Source organism: Agrobacterium deltaense RV3 (assembly GCF_900013505.1).
Lineage (GTDB): Bacteria > Pseudomonadota > Alphaproteobacteria > Rhizobiales > Rhizobiaceae > Agrobacterium > Agrobacterium leguminum.
On sequence record NZ_LT009745.1, the window covers coordinates 486053 to 503206 of the forward strand.

A 17154-nucleotide genomic window follows, 5' to 3' on the forward strand; every position below is an offset into this window, starting at 1 on the left:
GCGAAAAATTGCCCAATTATTAATTTGAGCGCCAAGAAATATTGGAAAATACTTATAGTTACTTTTTGATTTAGTTAAATGGTAATTTTTTTATTGAAAAATATAGTTACCAAGTCGCCATAAAAACTGGTAACCAAAACGTAAAAACGCGCAAAACCCGCGTAGCTGGGCACGCGGGGTTAAAAAACAGGGTTAACGGGTGTCAATCAGGCACAGAGGCCGTCAGTTGAACGATCTGACGAGACTGCCGACCAGCAGGTTCCAGCCGTCGATCAGCACGAAGAACAGGATCTTGAACGGCAGCGAAATCGAGGTCGGCGGTAGCATCATCATGCCCATCGCCATGGTGATGGTTGCGACGATCAGATCGATGACCAGAAACGGCAGGATGATGAGAAAACCGATCTCGAAACCGCGCCGGATTTCCGACAGCATGAAGGCGGGAACCAGCACACGGTAATCGACGACATTGTCGGTCATCACTTCCTGGCCGCGCTCGCGGGCGATGTCGACGAAAAGCTTCAGATCCTTGTCACGCGTATTGGCGTTCATGAAGGTGCGGAAGGGCTCGGCGATGCGCTGCACGGCTTGCTGTTCGTTGATCTGGTTCTGCAGAAGCGGCTGCACGCCGTCGGTCCAGGCTTTGTCGAAGGTGGGCGACATGACGTAGAAGGTCATGAACATCGCCATCGACAGCAGGATCATGTTGGACGGGGTCGAAGCCAGTCCCATGCCGGATCTGAGGATCGAAAAGGCGATCACGAAGCGCGGAAAGCTCGTGACCATGATCAGGATGCCCGGCGCGACCGAGAGAACCGTCAGCAGGCCGAAGGTGCGGATGATCCATGCCGCAACGGAGCCGTCTATCTGCGTGTTAAACAGATCGGACGGAAATTGCTGGGCACTGGCAAGACCCGGCAAGGCAAGGAGGACGGCGATGGTTACAAGAAATCGAATCATTCGATGACAAAGGTCCGGAACATGACCTTGGATACGCGCCCTTGAGAGCGCAGGTCAACTCGTTCCTGAATGTCATCCTTAAGATATTGAAAGCCGCGCGGCCCTTCCAGCTGCTGAAGGGAAACGGTACGGACATAGGCCATGATGTCCTGGTGTATTTCTTCCGCGAGACCCACCTCGACCGGCCCCTTGAACATCAGCGCCACTTCCAGCCGCACCCAGTTCGTCGAGGGATAGGCGAGGTTGGTGGTAATGGGATCGAGCTGGACGATGCCGTTGGCCTCGGCCGAGATTTTCTCGATGCCCTCTTCCTTTTTCTCGCCGTGTCCGCCGGCGGCAGCCGGGGCATGCGCCTCCGCGCCGGCGATCTTCGGCGCGATTATGCCGCCCACCAGCCAGCCGCCGCCCGCGCCGAGCAGGGTGAGGATCGCAACGCCTGCGATGGTCATGACCAGAGGGGAGGATTTTTTCTTGCCCTCAGCCTGTTCGTTTTCCATGGGTCAGTCCCGTTCCCGTGTGCCGAGGTCAGAGCGGCGAGAACAGGTCGACGACCTGTTGCCCGACCGGGGGCTGCTGCACTTCCGTCAGACGTCCGCGACCGCCATAGGAGATGCGCGCTTCGGCGATGCGCTCGTAGGAGATCATGTTCTGCGCATCCACATCCTGCGGCCTGACGATACCGCCGACATTGAGGATGCGGATTTCGTGGTTCACGCGCACTTCCTGCGAACCGCTGATGATGAGGTTGCCGTTTTCCAGAATGCCGGTCACCACGGCGGCCACCAGCAGCGTCAGCTTTTCAGAACGCTTGGTCTTGCCCTTTGCCTGGGTGTCGGTGTCGGAACCGTAATTGATGCTGGAATCCGCATCCGGCGTCCATCCCAGAATCTGAGCTTTGGCCTTCCAGTTCAGCCCACTGGAATTGGTGCGGTTGCGCTCGGTCTCGTTGTCGAAGTCGGCCTTGTCGTTGATCTGGATGTTGACGGTCAGGATGTCGCCGATGTTGAGCGCGCGCAGATCCTTGAACAGGGCGCCCTGGCTGTCGCTCCACAGCGAATAGCCGCTCGCCATGTGCTTCGGCTGCTTTGGATACATGCCCATTTGCGGCGTCTGGCTGAATTGCAGGCCGCTGCCGATCGGGCTCATCGCGGGTGCGTTGCCGATTTCCTTCAGGGTCTGGTTGTTCTGGCAGCCGGCAAGCAAGGCGAGCGGCAGGAGGAGGGCCGGAAGACGACGCGTGCTCATGAAGGATCCTTCGAAGTGTTTTTATCGGTTGCCTGCGACATGATGCCGGCGACGACGGCGGCCTTCTGCGCATCCATCTCGCTGAGGATGAGGCCCGACTGGCGCGGGGGCAGCTGCATGATGATGGCGGCCGCTATTTCCACATGCATCTTTTCGAGCTGCGGCGCGGCGGCATCGGCCTTCATCGTCTTGTAGATATCGACGAGATTGCTTTTCGCCTGATTGAGGAAATGTTCGCGGCGGGCCAGCCAGTCCTCATATTCCGCCTTGCGGTCTTCCAGCACGGCAATGCGCTCATTGACGTCGGACTGCAGCTTTTCCAACTCCTGCTTTTGCAGCAGATAGCGCTGGTCGCGGGCCGCATCGGCGATGTTGGTGCAGAATTTCTGGATTTCATCCTGCGTGCTGAGTTCCGAAACCACGTTCTGCTGGCTTTCCGCGCCAGCAGCGGGAAGCAGGAAAAGCAGCGAGGCGACGGCCGCGAAGCGGACAAGGCCATTCGGGAAAGAGTTGTTCTTCCGAGTTTCCATCATTGCAGCACAAGCTCCGCCTGAAGGGCGCCGGCGGATTTGATGCCTTGCAGAATGGCGATGATACCGTCCGCCTTGAGCCCGATGCTGTTGAGACCGGCAACCAGCGTGCGAAGGTCAGGCCCTTCGACGATGGCAACCTTGCTGCCTTCCTGCAATGCCATGATATCCGTCTGCGGCTGAACGGCCGTCTGGCCGCGTGAGAAGGGCGCCGGCTGGATGACCTGCGGCGTTTCCGCTACCTGCACGGTCAGCGTTCCGTAGCTGACGGCGACGCGGGAGATGCGCACATCCGCGCCGATGACGATCGTGCCGGTGCGCTCGTTGATGACGACCTTGGCCGGCGTATCCGTTTCTACGGTCAGGTTTTCGATTTCCGCCATCAGCCGGGTCAGATCCGCGACACGGGGCTTCTGCACCGCGATTTCCTGCGAATCGCGCGGCTCGGCGATGGGATCGCCATAACGGGCGCGCGCAAACGCGTTGACGACATCCGCGACGCGCACCGCTGTCGAAAAATCGGGATTGCGCAATTGAAGGACCAGATTGACCGAATCCTTGAATTTGGACGGCAGTTCCCGCTCGATGATCGCGCCGTTTGGCACGCGGGCGGAGGTGGTGACGCCCTGCGTCAGCGTCGCGGCATCCCCCTGTGCCGAAAAGCCGTTGACGATCAGCGCACCCTGGGCGACCGCGTAAATCTGGCCGTCCGCGCCGGAAAGGGAGGTCATGATGAGCGTGCCGCCGCGCAGCGACGAGGCGTCGCCCAGCGAGCTGACCGTCACGTCGACACGGCTGCCGGGGCTGGCGAAGGGTGGCAGATTGGTCGTCACCATCACGGCGGCGATGTTCTTGGCGTTCGACTGGCCGCCCTGCGTGGTGATGCCGAGATTCTGCAGCATCGCGCGCATGGATTGCTCGGTAAACGGCGAGGAGCGCAGGCTGTCGCCCGTGCCCTGCAGGCCGACCACGAGACCGTAACCGATCAGCTGGTTGTCACGCCCCGCCTGCAGCGATGCGATATCCTTGATGCGGGATGTATCCGCGTGGGCTGCCGGAACGGAAAGGAAGGGCTGGGCCGAAAACAGAATGGCCGCGGCCAGAATACGAAGCACTCTCATTTCGCCATCACCTGAATGGTTCCGTCCTTCATGACCGTGCCGTTTACGATGACGCCGGAATCGATGTTGCGCACCCGCACGATTTCGCCGAGCGAGCCGTCGGTCATCGGCGTTCCCGAAGCCATCAGCGTCATATTGCCGATGGTGAAGACGAGTTTGACGCTGGTGCCGCGCACCACCAGCGAGGGTTCGCGCAGGGCGGCAACGGGGATCGTGCGTCCGGGAAGCAGGGTCTGCTTGGAGATCATGCCTTCCACTTCGCTGATATCGCTCGCATAACCCGAGGAAATATTGGGATTGGTCACTTCCACCGGCTTTACCTGTTCGGGCGTGATCGTCTCGCCCGGATAGATCGTGCGGGTGGGAACCAGCGCCATCGGCGCCTGGGCAAGAGCGGGCGTCAGGGCGCCCAGTGAAAAGGCAGACGCAAGGCATATACGGACGAGCGCCGTTCTGCTGCTGCTATGTTTCCGGCCAAACCTCATGTTCGCCTGCCTTTCCGTTCTTACTTCAGGTTCTTGCTGACAATCGAAGCCATTTCGTCAGCGGTGGTGATGACCTTGGAATTCATCTCGTAGGCGCGCTGCGCCGTGATGAGGTCGGTGATTTCCTTGACGGCGTCGACGTTCGAGCCTTCGAGATAGGACTGCTTGATGTAGCCGTAGCTCGGATCGTCAGGCACGCCGATCACCGCGTCGCCGGAGGCCGGCGTCTGGGCGAAGAGGTTGTCGCCGAGCGGCTTCAGGCCGGCTTCGTTGGCAAAGTTGGCGATGGTGAGCTGGCCGAGTTCGGTGAATTCCGTGGCATTGCCGATACGGGCGGTCACCTGGCCCGTGCGGGTAACGGTGATGTCCTGCGCATCGGTCGGGATATTGATGTTCGGAATGACGTTATAGCCATCGATCGTCACGAGATTGCCGTCGGCATTCTTGTTGAAGGCGCCGGCGCGGCTGTAGAGCGTCGAACCGTCAGCCGCCTCGATCTGGAACCAGCCCTGGCCGATGATCGCCACGTCCAGCTTGTTGCCGGTCTCGATCAGGTTGCCTTGGGTGTGGATGTTGCGCACGGCGGAGGTCTGCACGCCGAGGCCGATATTGGCGCCTTCCGGCACGATCGCCTGGTTGGCCCGGTTCGGCACGCCCTGCATGCGCTCGGTCTGGTAAAGAAGGTCGGTGAACTCCGCCCGCGCGCGCTTGTAACCGGTGGTGTTGATATTGGCGATGTTGTTGGCGATGACTTCCAGATTGGTCTGCTGGGCGTCCATACCGGTGGCAGCGATGGCAAGAGCTCTCATGTCAATATTCCTGCTGGGCTAGATCTGCATCTTGGTAATGTCGAGATAGGCCGACACGATCTTGTCTCGGAGCGCGATGGCGGTTTGCAGCGACTGTTCGGCCGAAAGCATGGCATCGACCACTTCACGCGTATTCGCCTTGCCCTGAATGCCTTCGAAGGAAGCGACTTCCGCCTTCTTCAGATTGTTCATCGCATCCACCGAGATATTGCCGAGAACGCTGGCGAAGCTTGCGCCCGTCTGCTGGGCGGGCGTCGTCTGCTCGCTGCCGAAAACGCTTTCCGTCAGCGAGGAAATGCCGCTTGCGCCGCGGGTGAGCGAAAGGGAACTGACTTGTTTGATACCGTCGATCATTGCGATGCCTTCAGAAGGTCGATTGTGGAGGCGACGAGGTCGCGTGTCTGGCGGATGACCTGAAGATTGGCGTCGTAGCTGCGGTTTGCTTCGCGCATGTCCGCCATTTCGATCAGGATGTTGACGTTCGGCATCTTCACCATGCCGTTGCTGTCGGCGGCCGGGTTGCCGGGATCGTACTCGTTGACGAAATCGCCACGGTCGACGCCGAGCTTTTTCACCGTCACGCGTTCCACGCCGCTGACGCGGTCCAGCTCTGAACCGAAAGTGATGGTCTTGCGGCGATAGGGGTCGGCGCCGGGGGTGTCGCCGGTCGATCGGGCGTTGGCGATGTTTTCGGAGACGATGCGCAGTCGTGTGGACTGCACTTCCAGGCCGCTGCCGGCAATCTTGCTCGCCGCACTCAAGGGATCCATGGCTTACCTCTTAACCGTCATCAGCATCATGCGATGGAAGGATTTGACGAGATTGGCGTTCAGCTCGTACTGCCGCTTGATCTCGCCGGTCTTGGTCATTTCTTCCGCAAGCGCGACCGAATTGCCCGATTCCTGCATGCCGATCTCGTTATTGACCGGGTTGTCGCGCACCGCGATATTGTCGCTGAGTGTGCTCTCGCCGAAGTGGGCAGGGTTGGTCCTCGCCATGCCGACCTGCTGGCTGGTGGCCTGCATGACCGCTTCGAAAGGGCTGACATCCTTGGCGCGGAACTTGGGTGTGTTGGCGTTGGCGATGTTGGTCGCCACGACTTCCTGCCGCACGCTCAGCCATTCCGCTTGGCGGGATGCCAGATCGAACAGTTGAATCGGTTGCATAGACTTCTCCATCTCGTATGGCCCGAACCTACGGGGCTAATCTTGCGTCAGACTTGCGGAGAGGGGAGAAGGCGTGGAACGGCGCAAGACGCCGATATGGATGCGGCCTGCCAAAAACAAAAAAGGCGCGCCGGCAGATGCGGCGCGCCTTTTGAACCAGAGAAAAATCTTTTATTTTTCAGGACGATAGGTCTTGCCGGAAGACGTCTCTATCAGCCATTCGCCGTTGCGCTGTTCGATCTTCGTCAGCAACGCATTGTCCGGCAGGGTCGAACCGACCCTCACCATATACATGCCCGAACCGTCCTCGATCAGGGCGCGCCCGTTGGAAACATGCAGCAGACGGAAGGAGGTCTGGCCGGGGAACGGTTGGTCCTCGATTCCGGCTGCCAGATTGTTCTGCTTTTCCTTGCCGCCTGCGTTCACGGTCGCCGTCGTCAGCATGTCGGGCAACTCCGCCGGCGGCGGGGTGTCTTCCTTGTTGCGATTGGTCATGGCCATCGGCGAAACGCTGAAGACTTCCCGCGGGCCGGTATGGGGCAGATCGCGGGTGCGGTCGCCGCCCGCCACTTTCATGCCGAACTTTTCTTCGTTGAAGAAAACGTACCAGGGAAAGAAGGCTGCGGCGGCAGCAAGCGTAATGCCTGTCCATGCGAGAATACGGTCGGGCGTGAAGAAAGCGGGCTTGGGCAGCACGTCTTCATCATGGCTATCGTTGGTCCGTTTTTTCTTCACGGGTCAGCCTCTCGCTCTGGGAGTTACCTGCGGCTGACCGTTCTGCGCGCCGCTTCGCAAGGCGGTCGCCAGATCAGCATAGGCATCCTGCGCCGCCGGTTCGTTCGGCAGCTGCTTCAACGTTTCGTAGATGATCGGAACCTGCTTCACCGCCATGTCGAGATCAGGATCGGTGCCGGGCCGATAACCGCCGATGAGGCGAAGATCGCGCGTTTCCTCGAAGCGATGCACCAGCGCCTTGAGGCGCGATACCAGCTTCTCCTGATCCGGTGTCCAGGCCTTCTTGGCAAGACGCGAGATAGAGGCGAGCGGATTGATTGGCGGGTAACGGCCTTCTTCTGCAAGGCTGCGGTCAAGCACGATATGGCCATCGAGAATACCGCGCGTCGAATCGGCAATCGGGTCGTTGTGATTGTCGCCATCCACCAGAATGGAGACGATGGCGGTGATGGTGCCGGTGCCTTCCGCGCCCGGTCCTGCCCGCTCCAGAAGGCGCGGCAATTCGGTGAAGACCGAGGCCGGATAGCCGCGCGCCACCGGCGGCTCGCCCGAAGCGACCGCCACTTCGCGGATGGCATGGGCAAAGCGCGTCACGCTGTCGATGATGAGAAGAACATTGTCGCCCTGATCGCGAAAATGTTCGGCGATGGTGACGGCGGAAAGCGGCGCCATCTTGCGCAGCATCGGGCTTTCATCGCTTGTCGCAACGACGGCGATGGACTTGCTCATATTTTCGCCCATCGTGTCTTCGATAAATTCGCGCACTTCACGGCCGCGTTCGCCGACAAGAGCAATCACCACCTTGTCGAAGGCGTCTGCCTTGGCGAGCATCGACAGCAGCGTGGATTTGCCCACACCCGAACCGGCGAAAATGCCGAGGCGCTGGCCGAGGCAAAGCGGCGAGAAGATATCGATTGCCCGCACACCGGTCTTGAAAGGCGTTTCCACCCTTTTGCGCGTCATCGAGGGCGGCGCATTGTTGGAAATCGAACGGCGCTCGATGCCGGAGGCCAGCGGCCCCTGGCCGTCGATGGGTTCGCCGAGCGCATTGATGGTGCGTCCGCACCAGCTATCATCGGGCGAGACGCGGAAGGCGCCCTTGCGGATGACGGTGTCGTGAATGCCGATCGGCTCGCCGGGCTCGATGGGGCAGACATAGCAGATGTCCGGTTCCACGCGCACCACTTCGCCGAGATGAATGCCGGTCGCGCTGCGATGGGCGACGAATTCTCCGAGCCGCACATGCCGTGACAGGCCGGAAACCGTATAGTGCCCGGCGGCGATGGTGCGGACATGCCCGCCATGCGCCACCGAGAACTCCGGATCGGCATAATGCCCGGCCAAGCTGGCGAGCTGTGCAAGCTTCGGTGAAATGGCGTCAGCCGAGAGCATGGATTCCGGCATTGTCATTACTCAGTTCCTCAACGCGCGCCGCCAAGCGTCTTGATGCCTTCGCCGAAGGTCGATTCGGTATCGCGCATCAGCGAGGAGATGCTTTCAAAGGCGCGGTTGACCTGAATGAGCTGGGTCATCTGGGAAATGCCGTTGACGTTCGACTGTTCGAGATAACCCTGAACGACGCCGACTTCATGATTGTTGACCACCGGAACCGGCTGGGCCACCGGCTTCACGCCACTATTGGGATGACGCAGGAACCCTTGCGAGAAATCCGCCTGGAAGATGCCGAGGGTGGCGACGATGTTTTCGTTCTGCCGGATGGCGCCATCGAGACCGACGGTGATCGGGCCGCCATTCGGATTGAGCTGTATCGGACCGCCGCCGGCATCGAGAACGGGATAACCGTTCGAGGAGATGAGCGCGCCGTCCGGACGCATGGTGAAGCGGCCGTCGCGGGTCAGAATCTGGCCATCGGGCGTATCCAGCGAAAACCAGGCGTCGCCCTTGATGGCGAAATCGAAGGAGTTGCCGGTCTGTTCGAAAGCACCCTGGCGGGTGGAGAGATAGTCGTTGCCCTGCGAAACGAAAGCCACCCTGGCATTCATGTCATTGTGGTTCTTGGCGACCATTTCGTCGAATTTCACTTCGGAGCCGCGGAAGCCGACCGTGTTCACATTCGCCATATTGTCGGAAATGGTGGTGAGACGGCGCTCAAGCGCGATCTGCGAGGACAGGGCGACGTATAGTCCGGATTGCATATCATTTGCCTCCGAGTTTCAGGGAGTTGATGGAGATCAGCAGGTCCGGGGAAATGCCGTAGCCGCTGGAGGAGCCGAAAACGGCAAGAGGATCATAGGTCGTCGAGGGGTTTTGCATTTCCCACATGATGGTGAAACGCTCGAGCAGCTTGCCGACCTTTTCGGGATCCTGCAGATCCTTGATATCGATGGTTTTTTCGATGAGCGCCGCCTGTTTGTCGACATCGGCGGCGGCAAACTCGTCGGGAAGGTTGTAGGCCGTGCGAAACACCTGGGCGAGCGCATCGTCCGCCAGAAAGTCGAGGCCGGATGTGATGGTTGACGCCTTGCGTTCGAAATAAAGAGCAAGCCGGACGCCGTTATTGTCGTCGCCCGCTTCCTGTTCCAGCGTCTGGCGGGTGTATTTGCCGATGACGCCCGATTTGGCGGCCTCGGTGGAGGTCGCCGCAGCCCCCAGGCCGGCAAAATCCAGCGACTTCGCAAAATCCGCATAACGGCTGTCGGAGAGCTTGTTGGCGAAGGCGTCCTTGTCCGAGGTGCCTTCCGTCAGCACCTTGCGGATGAAGGCCTTCGCATAGGCCATATCCTCAAGCCCGTGGGCCTTCAGCGCGTAATTGTAAAGGCGCGTATCGGCCATGAAGTCGTCGATGGATTTCACATCGCCGATCTTCGCGCGGTAATATTCGGTCTCGCGCGCCACGTCGGGCTGCGCCGACACCCGCTCAAGCGATTTGCCGATATCCTGACTGATCAGTCTGTAGCTGGTGTAGGTGGAAGTCACTGAACCGCCGCTCTCGTTTGATCCCGATCTCAAGGCGCACGTCCGCCTTTGCCGGCATAGTGCCGTGGCTTGCTTGTGCGAAACTGGCTGGAGGCGGCAGCGCGGGAGAGGCTTTGCGGACAGGTTCACGCAAGCCACATTTTTTAGACATGGGGGCATGGAACACTGTTCGGGCGTGGTCGATCAATGAATATTGTAATTGGACTTATAATCACCTTCGGCTGCATCATCGGCGGCTATATGGCGATGGGCGGTCATCTGGACGTGCTTGTTCAGCCGTTCGAATTGATGATCATTGGCGGCGCCGGTCTCGGCGGCTTCATTATGGCGAACCCCATGAAGGTCGTGAAGGACTCGGGCAAGGCGCTCGGCGAGGCCTTCAAGCATTCGGTCCCGAAGGAGCGAAACTATCTCGACGTGCTCGGCGTGCTTTATTCGCTGATGCGCGATCTGCGCACGAAATCGCGCAACGAGATCGAGGCCCATATCGACAATCCGGAAGAATCCTCGATCTTCCAGAGCGCGCCCTCGGTTCTGAAAAACAAGGAACTGACCTCGTTCATCTGTGACTATGTCCGCCTCATCATCATCGGCAACGCCCGCAGCCACGAAATCGAGGCGCTGATGGATGAGGAAATCGAGACCATCCTGAACGACAAGCTGAAACCCTATCACGCGATCACCACCATGGGCGATTCTTTCCCCGCCATCGGTATCGTCGCGGCGGTTCTCGGCGTCATCAAGGCCATGGGCAAGATCAACGAATCGCCGGAAGTGCTCGGCGGCCTGATCGGCGCCGCACTCGTCGGCACCATGCTCGGCATCATCCTGTCCTATTCGATCTGCAACCCGCTGGCGTCCCAGGTCAAGATCGTCCGCACCAAGCAGCACCGCCTCTATATCATCGTCAAGCAGACGCTGATCGCCTACATGAACGGCTCGGTGCCGCAGGTCGCGCTCGAATACGGCCGCAAGACCATCTCCAACTACGAGCGGCCGTCGATTGACGCCGTCGAACAGGAGATGATGAACCCCGGCGGCGAAAACAAGGCGGCATGACGATGGCAAAAGCTGCAGCGCAACAAGCACCCGCCATCGACACCGCCCTTCTCGCAAAATTGACGGGTGGGTTGTCGGACCGCAAGACGATTGCCAAGATCGGCTCCGATATCGGCCATCTCTACAGCGAATTCCTGCCTGATATCTTCCACAGCGAGACCGGCATCGCCATCGACGTCGAATATGTCGGCTCCGAATCGGGACTGATGACCGACCTGATCGCCAATGTCGGGCGCAACGTCGCGGTTGCCGACTGTTCCCTGCGCAACTGGTGCCCCAATTTCATGATGACGGTCGGCAACGGCTTCGTCATCGCGCTCATGGAGCGCATGCTGGGCGCGTCGCCGGACATGATCGGCGAACCGGACGAGCGCAGCCTGTCCCATATCGAGCTCGACCTCGCGGCCATGGTTCTTGGCCGCATCGCAGGCGTCCTGCGCTCCGGCGTCAACGCGCCGGGCGGTTTTGAAGCGACCATTGAGCCGCCCTTCAATTCCAACGGAAAGAGCGCCTTCGACGAGATGATCGCCGGCCTTTACGGCGTGACCATCCGCATGAAGATCGTTATCGGCAAGGTATCCTCGGAGTTTTCTCTCATCGTGCCGCAGCGGCCGCTGCTCAAGACCTCAATCGTCGCCCCCAAGGCTTCAGCCCAGGCGCTGAAGAAGCAGGAAGAGTGGATGGAGATGATCTCGGAGCAGGTGAAGCGGTCGCAGGTCACGCTCGAGGCGCGCATCAAGCTTGAAACACTGACGCTCAGGACGATTTCCAAGCTGGTGGCCGGTGATGTCATCCCGTTCCAGGCTCTGAAGCAGGACGATATCGGCGTCGAGGTCAGCGCCAACGGTTCCAAGCTCTACAATTGCGAATTCGGCAAGTCCGGCGACCGCTACATGGTTCGGGTGAAGAACAATGTCAGCACGGACGACGAGATCTTACGACATTTGATGGGTTAAATCCTGCCTGGCCTTTTCGGGTTCTGGGCAGGCTGACGCAAGTTTCAAAGGGAATAATCAGCGCATGGCTACGAAGAAAACACCTGTGACCGATGATGCGGCGTTGCCGTCGTTTGAAGACGGCGGCGACCTCGACCAGGCTATCGGCGATCTGCGTGGCGTCCTCAAGACGGATGCGGAAGGTTCGCTCTCCGATTTCGGCGACTTCGGCGATTTCGGCAGCACGGACGAGGTCTCGACGGATACCGACCTTTCCGCTTTCGGTGGCGGAACGGCCGATTTTGGGATGGATGATTTTGCCGCCGCCCCGCAGGTTGCGGGCGTTAAGGCCCCGCTTGGCAGCGGATTGTCCGAAAACATGGAAATGATCATGGACATCCCGATCGATGTCCAGATCGTGCTTGGCACCAGCAGAATGCTCGTTTCGGGGCTGATGAGCCTTGAAGAGGGCGCAACGATCGCGCTTGATCGCAAGATCGGCGAGCCGGTCGAGATCATGGTGAATGGCCGCCGTATTGCGCGCGGTGAAATAACGGTTCTGGAAGACGACGATACGCGCTTCGGCGTAAAATTGATTGAAGTACTGAGTACGAAGAAAGCCTGATCCCTGTGGGGACGGAGAGGAAAGACCATGATGGACTTCGAGGATTTCGGTAACCCCCTGGCAGGGAAACCGTTGTCTCAGGCCGACAAGGCGGCCGCGGTGCTTCTTGCCATGGGCAAGGGCGTCGCCGGCAAGCTGCTGAAATTTTTCACGCAGCACGAATTGCAGATGATCATTTCCTCGGCCCAGACCCTGCGCGTCATTCCTCCCGATGAACTTGCCCAGATAGTCGCCGAGTTCGAGGACCTGTTCACCGAAGGAACGGGTCTGATGGACAATGCCAAGGCAATCGAAAGCATTCTCGAAGAAGGCCTCACCCCTGAAGAGGTGGACAGCCTTCTTGGCCGTCGCGCGGCCTTCCAGGCCTATGAAGCGTCGATCTGGGACCGCCTGCAGGAAGCCGAGCCGGAATTCGTCGGCAAGTTCCTGCTGCGCGAACATCCGCAAACCATCGCCTATATCCTCTCCATGCTGCCTTCTTCCTTCGGCGCTAAGGTTCTCCTGACCATTCCGGAAGAGCAGCGCGCCGATATCATGAACCGTACCGTCAATATGAAGGAAGTCAGCCCGACGGCTGCCCAGATCATCGAGAAGCGTGTGGTCAACCTCATCAACGAAATCGAGGCCGAGCGTAATGCCGGCGGTTCCACGAAGGTTGCCGATCTGATGAACGAACTGGACAAGCCGCAGGTCGATACCTTGCTCAGCTCGCTCGAGACGCTCAGCAAGGAAGCCGCAAACAAGGTCAAGCCAAAGATCTTCCTCTTCGACGACCTCATGTTCATGCCGCAGCGCAGCCGTGTCCTGCTGCTCAACGATGTCTCGGCCGATGTTCTGACGATGGCGCTGCGCGGCGCCACGATGGAAATCAAGGAATGCGTGCTCTCCAGCATCAGCCCGCGCCAGCGCCGCATGATCGAATCGGACCTTGCGGTGCCGCAGGCCTCGATCAACACCCGCGAAGTGGCAATCGCACGCCGCGCCGTCGCGCAGGAAGCGATCCGGCTGGCCAATTCCGGCCAGATCCAGCTGAAGGAAGCTTCCGCGGAGGAACAACCGGCCGCCGCTTGAGCGGAAGCCGGTTGATAACCCGCCCTTACGGCGGAAGCGGCCATTGCGATGGCCGGTCACGGGCGCTAGTTTCGGGAATGACGGCCTGCCGGGATCGGCGGGCCTTTTTTTGATCCCGGGGACGTGCCTTGGCAGACGATCAGGACAAGGACAGTAAAACAGAAGCCCCGACGGAGAAAAAACTCCGCGATGCGGCGGAAAAGGGCAATCTTCCCTTTTCCCGCGAAGTGCCGATCTTTGCCTCGTCGCTTGCCTTTTATTGTTACCTGGTCTTCTTCCTGCCCGATGGCGCCGGTCGTCTTGGCGTCACATTGAAGGACCTGTTCGGCCAGCCCGAACAGTGGGACCTCAGCACCCGGCCGGATGCCCTGTCGCTATTATATTTTCTCGGCACCTCGATGGCCTATCTGCTCATGCCGGCGATGATTATGTTCATCGTCTTCGGGCTTGCCTCGTCATTTTTCCAGAACCTGCCGTCGCCGGTGCTTGAGCGGGTGCGTCCGCAATGGTCGCGCGTCTCGCCGGCGAAGGGCTTCACGCGCATCTATAGTAAGCAGGGCTTCGTTGAATTCGGCAAATCCGTATTCAAGATCATGATCGTCTCGGTCATCATGTTCCTTGCCCTGCGTGGCGATTTTTACAGCCTCATCGATCTGATGTTCTCCGATCCGCAGGTGATTTTCGTCCGCGTCGTCGAGATCGTCAAAAAGATGATGGTCGTTATTCTGCTTTCGACCGCGCTGCTTGCCGCCGTCGACGTTTTGTGGACGCGCCACCACTGGTTCAGCCAGCTGAAGATGACGAAGCATGAGGTGAAGGAAGAATACAAGCAGTCGCAGGGCGACCCCGTGGTCAAATCCCGCCAGCGCTCCATCGCCCGCGACCGTGCCCGCCGCCGCATGATCAACAATGTGCCGCGCGCCACACTCGTCATCGCCAACCCGACACACTTTGCGGTGGCGCTGCGTTATGTTCGCGAAGAAGGCGATGCACCTGTCGTCGTCGCCAAGGGTCAGGACCTTATCGCATTGAAAATCCGCGAGATTGCGGAAGAAAACAATATCCCCGTTTTTGAAGACCCGCCGCTTGCACGCTCCATGTTTGCGCAAGTCTCGGTAGATAGTGTGATTCCACCAGTCTTTTACAAGGCTGTGGCTGAGCTCGTTCACCGGGTTTACGCCATGAAGTCATCGAAAATACGGGTTCAATAAAACCAATGAAAAAATCCGCCTATTCCGAACAGCGGGAAATGATCGTCGCAGAGGCGATCAACCCGATTGCCACCGAACTTCGATTGTTAGACCCGGCCGACCTGATTTCGCTGCTTCGATTCGAGTGCTACGGCAGTATCGCCGACCTCGTTTCATCGGCTGCGGAGCTTTATTATCATCCCGGTACGATCAATTTCGGCGCCGGCGGCGAATATAAGCTCGAATGGGAAGGCGCGCCGGAGATCGTCCTCGATCTCGAACTGAAGCCGAAGGGCGCCACGGTCTATGCGCGATTGACGCTCGCCAATGAACATGCGGCGATTGAGATCAATCACGTCTCGTTTCAGAATCCTTCCGAAAATCCGGACGAGAACACCGAGTTTCTTCGTCAAAGCCTGACGGCTGCCCGATTCGTGCCCACCCGTCAGGGCGAAGCGGCTTAACCGGCTCACCCGCTCCCTATTTCCGTCATCTCCGTTGCGCGCGCCGAAATCGCGGGCGCAACAGCCCCGTTCCGGTGCGTTTTAATCCGAGCTTGCCTGAAGCCTGCCGGTTTATGCGAAACCCGGCTGCGAAAGCGAGGAACGCCTTGCAAATCAGTCTCGTTGTTTGTTACCTATCGTATTAACGATTTGTTAACGAACGGCAGGTCGCGGTGGTCGGTTTAGACCATTGCCGATGCGCATGATGCCCCTGCTCGTTGTCGGCACAGCGCCGGATTTTTTCTTAAATTTTGAGTTGGGTGGACCCCATGACCAGCATTTTGACCAATGCGGCGGCAATGGCCGCGCTGCAAACCCTGCGGATGATCGACAAGAATCTGGAAACGACGCAGGCGCGCGTGTCCTCCGGCTATCGTGTCGAGACTGCGGCGGACAACGCGGCCTACTGGTCCATTGCAACGACAATGCGCTCCGACAATAATGCGCTTTCGGCCGTGCAGGATGCTTTGGGTCTGGGCGCCGCCAAGGTCGATACCGCCTATGACGCGCTTGAAAGCACGATCGAGGTCGTCAAGCAGATCAAGGCCAAGCTCGTCGCCGCCTATGGCGTGGGTGCCGACCGCAGCAAGATTCAGGATGAAATCAAGCAGCTTCAGGAACAGCTGAAGAGCATCTCCGAATCGGCCTCCTTCTCGGGTGAAAACTGGCTGCAGGCCAGTATCAGCAACGGTGGCACGCCTCCGGTTGAAGAATCGATCACCAAAAAGGTCGTTGCATCCTTCACCCGCACTGGCTCGGGCAATGTCGGGGTCACCACCGTTGACTACACGCTCGACAGCAGCACCGTACTTTTCGACCTCAGTGGCGGAAAGCTCGGTATTCTCGACAAAAACGCCGTTTTCGTCAGCAAGACGGAATATGAAGTCACCCAGACCTCGACGACCGCCGGCACGGCGACGCAGGCGGGTTTTGTCGTACCGAAGCTCACCGACGCAGAAATCGGCGCGCTGAATGCCGCAACGACGGATACGAATACGGATCCGAATGTTTATAGCGACGGCACCGCCAATTATCTCCGCCTTGCCGAAAATGTATGGGTCAAGGTGACGGGGACGGATCCGTCGAGCGGCGGCACCACCGTTTCTCCTGCCTATCGCGACACCAGCAGCAACGACTGGTTTTACGATACCAGCAGCGGAGCAGCTTCGGCCGCTCGTTCCCTCGGCTTTTCCGTTTCCACCCTCGATCTCGGCAATCTCGATATCGTTGCCGCGGCCATGGGCGGTTTTGCCGGCGGCGGCACGACCTATACCGACGCAGACGCCATCGACATGATGATGTCCTTCGTCGACGGGCAGCTTGAGGCGATGACCAGCACGGCTTCCAGCCTGGGTTCGCTGCAGAGCCGCATCAGCATGCAGGACAACTTCGTTTCCAGCCTGATGGATGTGATCGACAAGGGCATCGGCCGTCTCGTCGATGCCGACATGAACGAGGAATCGACCAGGCTGAAGGCGCTGCAGACGCAGCAGCAGCTCGGCATCCAGGCGCTCTCCATCGCCAACGCCAATGCGGAAAATATCCTCCAGCTCTTCAAGTAACGGCTCTGGCCGGCGTGGGCGCGCGGGGATGAATTGGCGCAGGGTTCCTGATCGAGCCCGCCTTCATCCTCGCACAAGTTTGAACACCTAACGTCGGGTCAATATGGGGCGGATCGCATGGCGTGATCCGGCCGGGAAACATGGAAGAGACGGGCAGGGTAGCAAGGATGACGGTGGTGCCGCCAAACGGCTTAGAGCATTTCCAGGAAAAGTGGACCCCG

General features: G+C 59.3%; 21 protein-coding genes. 7 read left to right on the top strand and 14 right to left on the bottom strand.

The window, feature by feature from the left end; translation table 11 throughout:
• Nucleotides 1–222 precede the first annotated feature (222 nt).
• The 14 genes from fliP to AGR7B_RS02530 all read right to left on the bottom strand — a co-directional run bounded on the left by fliP (nucleotide 223) and on the right by AGR7B_RS02530 (nucleotide 9988).
• Nucleotides 223–960 carry a flagellar type III secretion system pore protein FliP gene (gene fliP, locus AGR7B_RS02465; RefSeq protein ID WP_059760555.1) on the bottom strand — a complete coding sequence of 246 codons (738 nt, stop codon included), beginning with the start codon at nucleotides 958–960 and terminating at the stop codon, nucleotides 223–225.
• Nucleotides 957–1457: a flagellar basal body-associated FliL family protein gene (locus AGR7B_RS02470; protein WP_080855953.1), complete on the bottom strand. Its 501-nt coding sequence runs from the start codon at nucleotides 1455–1457 to the stop codon at nucleotides 957–959. The genes fliP and AGR7B_RS02470 overlap by 4 nt, the downstream gene beginning before the upstream one ends.
• A gap of 28 nt (nucleotides 1458–1485) precedes the next feature.
• Nucleotides 1486–2205: a flagellar basal body L-ring protein FlgH gene (gene flgH / locus AGR7B_RS02475; RefSeq protein WP_078051262.1), complete on the bottom strand. Its 720-nt coding sequence runs from the start codon at nucleotides 2203–2205 to the stop codon at nucleotides 1486–1488.
• Nucleotides 2202–2738, bottom strand: a complete 537-nt coding sequence (locus AGR7B_RS02480; RefSeq protein ID WP_078051261.1) for a MotE family protein — start codon at nucleotides 2736–2738, stop codon at nucleotides 2202–2204. The genes flgH and AGR7B_RS02480 overlap by 4 nt, the downstream gene beginning before the upstream one ends.
• Nucleotides 2735–3856, bottom strand: a complete 1122-nt coding sequence (locus AGR7B_RS02485; protein ID WP_080855954.1) for a flagellar basal body P-ring protein FlgI — start codon at nucleotides 3854–3856, stop codon at nucleotides 2735–2737. Before AGR7B_RS02485 ends, AGR7B_RS02480 begins: the two co-directional genes overlap by 4 nt.
• Nucleotides 3853–4341 carry a flagellar basal body P-ring formation chaperone FlgA gene (flgA, locus tag AGR7B_RS02490; RefSeq protein ID WP_059760559.1) on the bottom strand — a complete coding sequence of 163 codons (489 nt, stop codon included), beginning with the start codon at nucleotides 4339–4341 and terminating at the stop codon, nucleotides 3853–3855. The genes AGR7B_RS02485 and flgA overlap by 4 nt, the downstream gene beginning before the upstream one ends.
• Before the next feature lie 20 nt (nucleotides 4342–4361).
• Nucleotides 4362–5150, bottom strand: coding sequence for a flagellar basal-body rod protein FlgG (gene flgG / locus AGR7B_RS02495; RefSeq protein ID WP_004432499.1), 789 nt, complete (start codon nucleotides 5148–5150; stop codon nucleotides 4362–4364).
• Between the two features lie 18 nt (nucleotides 5151–5168).
• On the bottom strand, nucleotides 5169–5504 hold the full coding sequence (gene fliE, locus AGR7B_RS02500) for a flagellar hook-basal body complex protein FliE (RefSeq protein ID WP_020811276.1): 336 nt from the start codon (nucleotides 5502–5504) through the stop codon (nucleotides 5169–5171).
• The gene (flgC, locus tag AGR7B_RS02505; protein WP_004432501.1) at nucleotides 5501–5920 is read right to left on the bottom strand and encodes a flagellar basal body rod protein FlgC; all 420 of its coding nucleotides are present in this window, start codon (nucleotides 5918–5920) and stop codon (nucleotides 5501–5503) included. The genes fliE and flgC overlap by 4 nt, the downstream gene beginning before the upstream one ends.
• Before the next feature lie 3 nt (nucleotides 5921–5923).
• The gene (gene flgB, locus AGR7B_RS02510) at nucleotides 5924–6316 is read right to left on the bottom strand and encodes a flagellar basal body rod protein FlgB (RefSeq protein WP_004432502.1); all 393 of its coding nucleotides are present in this window, start codon (nucleotides 6314–6316) and stop codon (nucleotides 5924–5926) included.
• Between the two features lie 171 nt (nucleotides 6317–6487).
• The gene (locus tag AGR7B_RS02515) at nucleotides 6488–7012 is read right to left on the bottom strand and encodes a hypothetical protein (protein ID WP_374996852.1); all 525 of its coding nucleotides are present in this window, start codon (nucleotides 7010–7012) and stop codon (nucleotides 6488–6490) included.
• Between the two features lie 42 nt (nucleotides 7013–7054).
• Nucleotides 7055–8461: a flagellar protein export ATPase FliI gene (gene fliI / locus AGR7B_RS02520; RefSeq protein WP_078051257.1), complete on the bottom strand. Its 1407-nt coding sequence runs from the start codon at nucleotides 8459–8461 to the stop codon at nucleotides 7055–7057.
• 11 nt (nucleotides 8462–8472) lie between these two features.
• A complete protein-coding gene (flgF, locus tag AGR7B_RS02525) occupies nucleotides 8473–9207 on the bottom strand; it encodes a flagellar basal-body rod protein FlgF (RefSeq protein WP_004432506.1) in 735 nt (244 codons plus the stop codon).
• 1 nt (nucleotide 9208) lies between these two features.
• The gene (locus AGR7B_RS02530; RefSeq protein WP_121490398.1) at nucleotides 9209–9988 is read right to left on the bottom strand and encodes a DUF1217 domain-containing protein; all 780 of its coding nucleotides are present in this window, start codon (nucleotides 9986–9988) and stop codon (nucleotides 9209–9211) included.
• Nucleotides 9989–10174: 186 nt separating this feature from the next.
• Between AGR7B_RS02530 and motA the strand changes: the two genes are divergently transcribed.
• The 7 genes from motA (at nucleotide 10175) to AGR7B_RS02570 (ending at nucleotide 16933) form a co-directional block, all read left to right on the top strand.
• Nucleotides 10175–11047, top strand: a complete 873-nt coding sequence (gene motA, locus AGR7B_RS02535) for a flagellar motor stator protein MotA (RefSeq protein WP_020010426.1) — start codon at nucleotides 10175–10177, stop codon at nucleotides 11045–11047.
• Nucleotides 11044–12003 carry a FliM/FliN family flagellar motor switch protein gene (locus AGR7B_RS02540; protein WP_065654455.1) on the top strand — a complete coding sequence of 320 codons (960 nt, stop codon included), beginning with the start codon at nucleotides 11044–11046 and terminating at the stop codon, nucleotides 12001–12003. The genes motA and AGR7B_RS02540 overlap by 4 nt, the downstream gene beginning before the upstream one ends.
• Nucleotides 12004–12067: 64 nt before the next feature.
• The gene (gene fliN, locus AGR7B_RS02545; protein ID WP_065654454.1) at nucleotides 12068–12607 is read left to right on the top strand and encodes a flagellar motor switch protein FliN; all 540 of its coding nucleotides are present in this window, start codon (nucleotides 12068–12070) and stop codon (nucleotides 12605–12607) included.
• Nucleotides 12608–12634: 27 nt separating this feature from the next.
• The gene (fliG, locus tag AGR7B_RS02550) at nucleotides 12635–13678 is read left to right on the top strand and encodes a flagellar motor switch protein FliG (protein WP_020811423.1); all 1044 of its coding nucleotides are present in this window, start codon (nucleotides 12635–12637) and stop codon (nucleotides 13676–13678) included.
• Between the two features lie 128 nt (nucleotides 13679–13806).
• Nucleotides 13807–14889, top strand: a complete 1083-nt coding sequence (gene flhB, locus AGR7B_RS02555) for a flagellar biosynthesis protein FlhB (protein ID WP_004432517.1) — start codon at nucleotides 13807–13809, stop codon at nucleotides 14887–14889.
• Nucleotides 14890–14894: 5 nt separating this feature from the next.
• Nucleotides 14895–15332 carry a BspJ family T4SS effector nucleomodulin gene (locus AGR7B_RS02560; protein WP_004432518.1) on the top strand — a complete coding sequence of 146 codons (438 nt, stop codon included), beginning with the start codon at nucleotides 14895–14897 and terminating at the stop codon, nucleotides 15330–15332.
• Nucleotides 15333–15640: 308 nt separating this feature from the next.
• The gene (locus tag AGR7B_RS02570; protein WP_065654453.1) at nucleotides 15641–16933 is read left to right on the top strand and encodes a flagellin N-terminal helical domain-containing protein; all 1293 of its coding nucleotides are present in this window, start codon (nucleotides 15641–15643) and stop codon (nucleotides 16931–16933) included.
• Nucleotides 16934–17154 lie beyond the last annotated feature (221 nt).

Excerpts from the sequence above, each read along its gene's own strand:
- AGR7B_RS02485 (WP_080855954.1), bottom strand. The coding sequence starts at position 3,856 with ATGAGAGTGCTTCGTATTCTGGCCGCGGCCATTCTGTTTTCGGCCCAG.
- flgG (WP_004432499.1), bottom strand. The coding sequence starts at position 5,150 with ATGAGAGCTCTTGCCATCGCTGCCACCGGTATGGACGCCCAGCAGACC.
- flgA (WP_059760559.1), bottom strand. The coding sequence starts at position 4,341 with ATGAGGTTTGGCCGGAAACATAGCAGCAGCAGAACGGCGCTCGTCCGT.
- fliP (WP_059760555.1), bottom strand. The coding sequence starts at position 960 with ATGATTCGATTTCTTGTAACCATCGCCGTCCTCCTTGCCTTGCCGGGT.
- fliE (WP_020811276.1), bottom strand. The coding sequence starts at position 5,504 with ATGATCGACGGTATCAAACAAGTCAGTTCCCTTTCGCTCACCCGCGGC.
- motA (WP_020010426.1), top strand. The coding sequence starts at position 10,175 with ATGAATATTGTAATTGGACTTATAATCACCTTCGGCTGCATCATCGGC.
- AGR7B_RS02540 (WP_065654455.1), top strand. The coding sequence starts at position 11,044 with ATGACGATGGCAAAAGCTGCAGCGCAACAAGCACCCGCCATCGACACC.
- fliG (WP_020811423.1), top strand. The coding sequence starts at position 12,635 with ATGATGGACTTCGAGGATTTCGGTAACCCCCTGGCAGGGAAACCGTTG.
- flgF (WP_004432506.1), bottom strand. The coding sequence starts at position 9,207 with ATGCAATCCGGACTATACGTCGCCCTGTCCTCGCAGATCGCGCTTGAG.
- fliN (WP_065654454.1), top strand. The coding sequence starts at position 12,068 with ATGGCTACGAAGAAAACACCTGTGACCGATGATGCGGCGTTGCCGTCG.
- fliI (WP_078051257.1), bottom strand. The coding sequence starts at position 8,461 with ATGACAATGCCGGAATCCATGCTCTCGGCTGACGCCATTTCACCGAAG.
- flgC (WP_004432501.1), bottom strand. The coding sequence starts at position 5,920 with ATGGATCCCTTGAGTGCGGCGAGCAAGATTGCCGGCAGCGGCCTGGAA.
- flgB (WP_004432502.1), bottom strand. The coding sequence starts at position 6,316 with ATGCAACCGATTCAACTGTTCGATCTGGCATCCCGCCAAGCGGAATGG.
- AGR7B_RS02470 (WP_080855953.1), bottom strand. The coding sequence starts at position 1,457 with ATGGAAAACGAACAGGCTGAGGGCAAGAAAAAATCCTCCCCTCTGGTC.
- AGR7B_RS02560 (WP_004432518.1), top strand. The coding sequence starts at position 14,895 with ATGAAAAAATCCGCCTATTCCGAACAGCGGGAAATGATCGTCGCAGAG.
- flgH (WP_078051262.1), bottom strand. The coding sequence starts at position 2,205 with ATGAGCACGCGTCGTCTTCCGGCCCTCCTCCTGCCGCTCGCCTTGCTT.
- AGR7B_RS02480 (WP_078051261.1), bottom strand. The coding sequence starts at position 2,738 with ATGATGGAAACTCGGAAGAACAACTCTTTCCCGAATGGCCTTGTCCGC.
- AGR7B_RS02570 (WP_065654453.1), top strand. The coding sequence starts at position 15,641 with ATGACCAGCATTTTGACCAATGCGGCGGCAATGGCCGCGCTGCAAACC.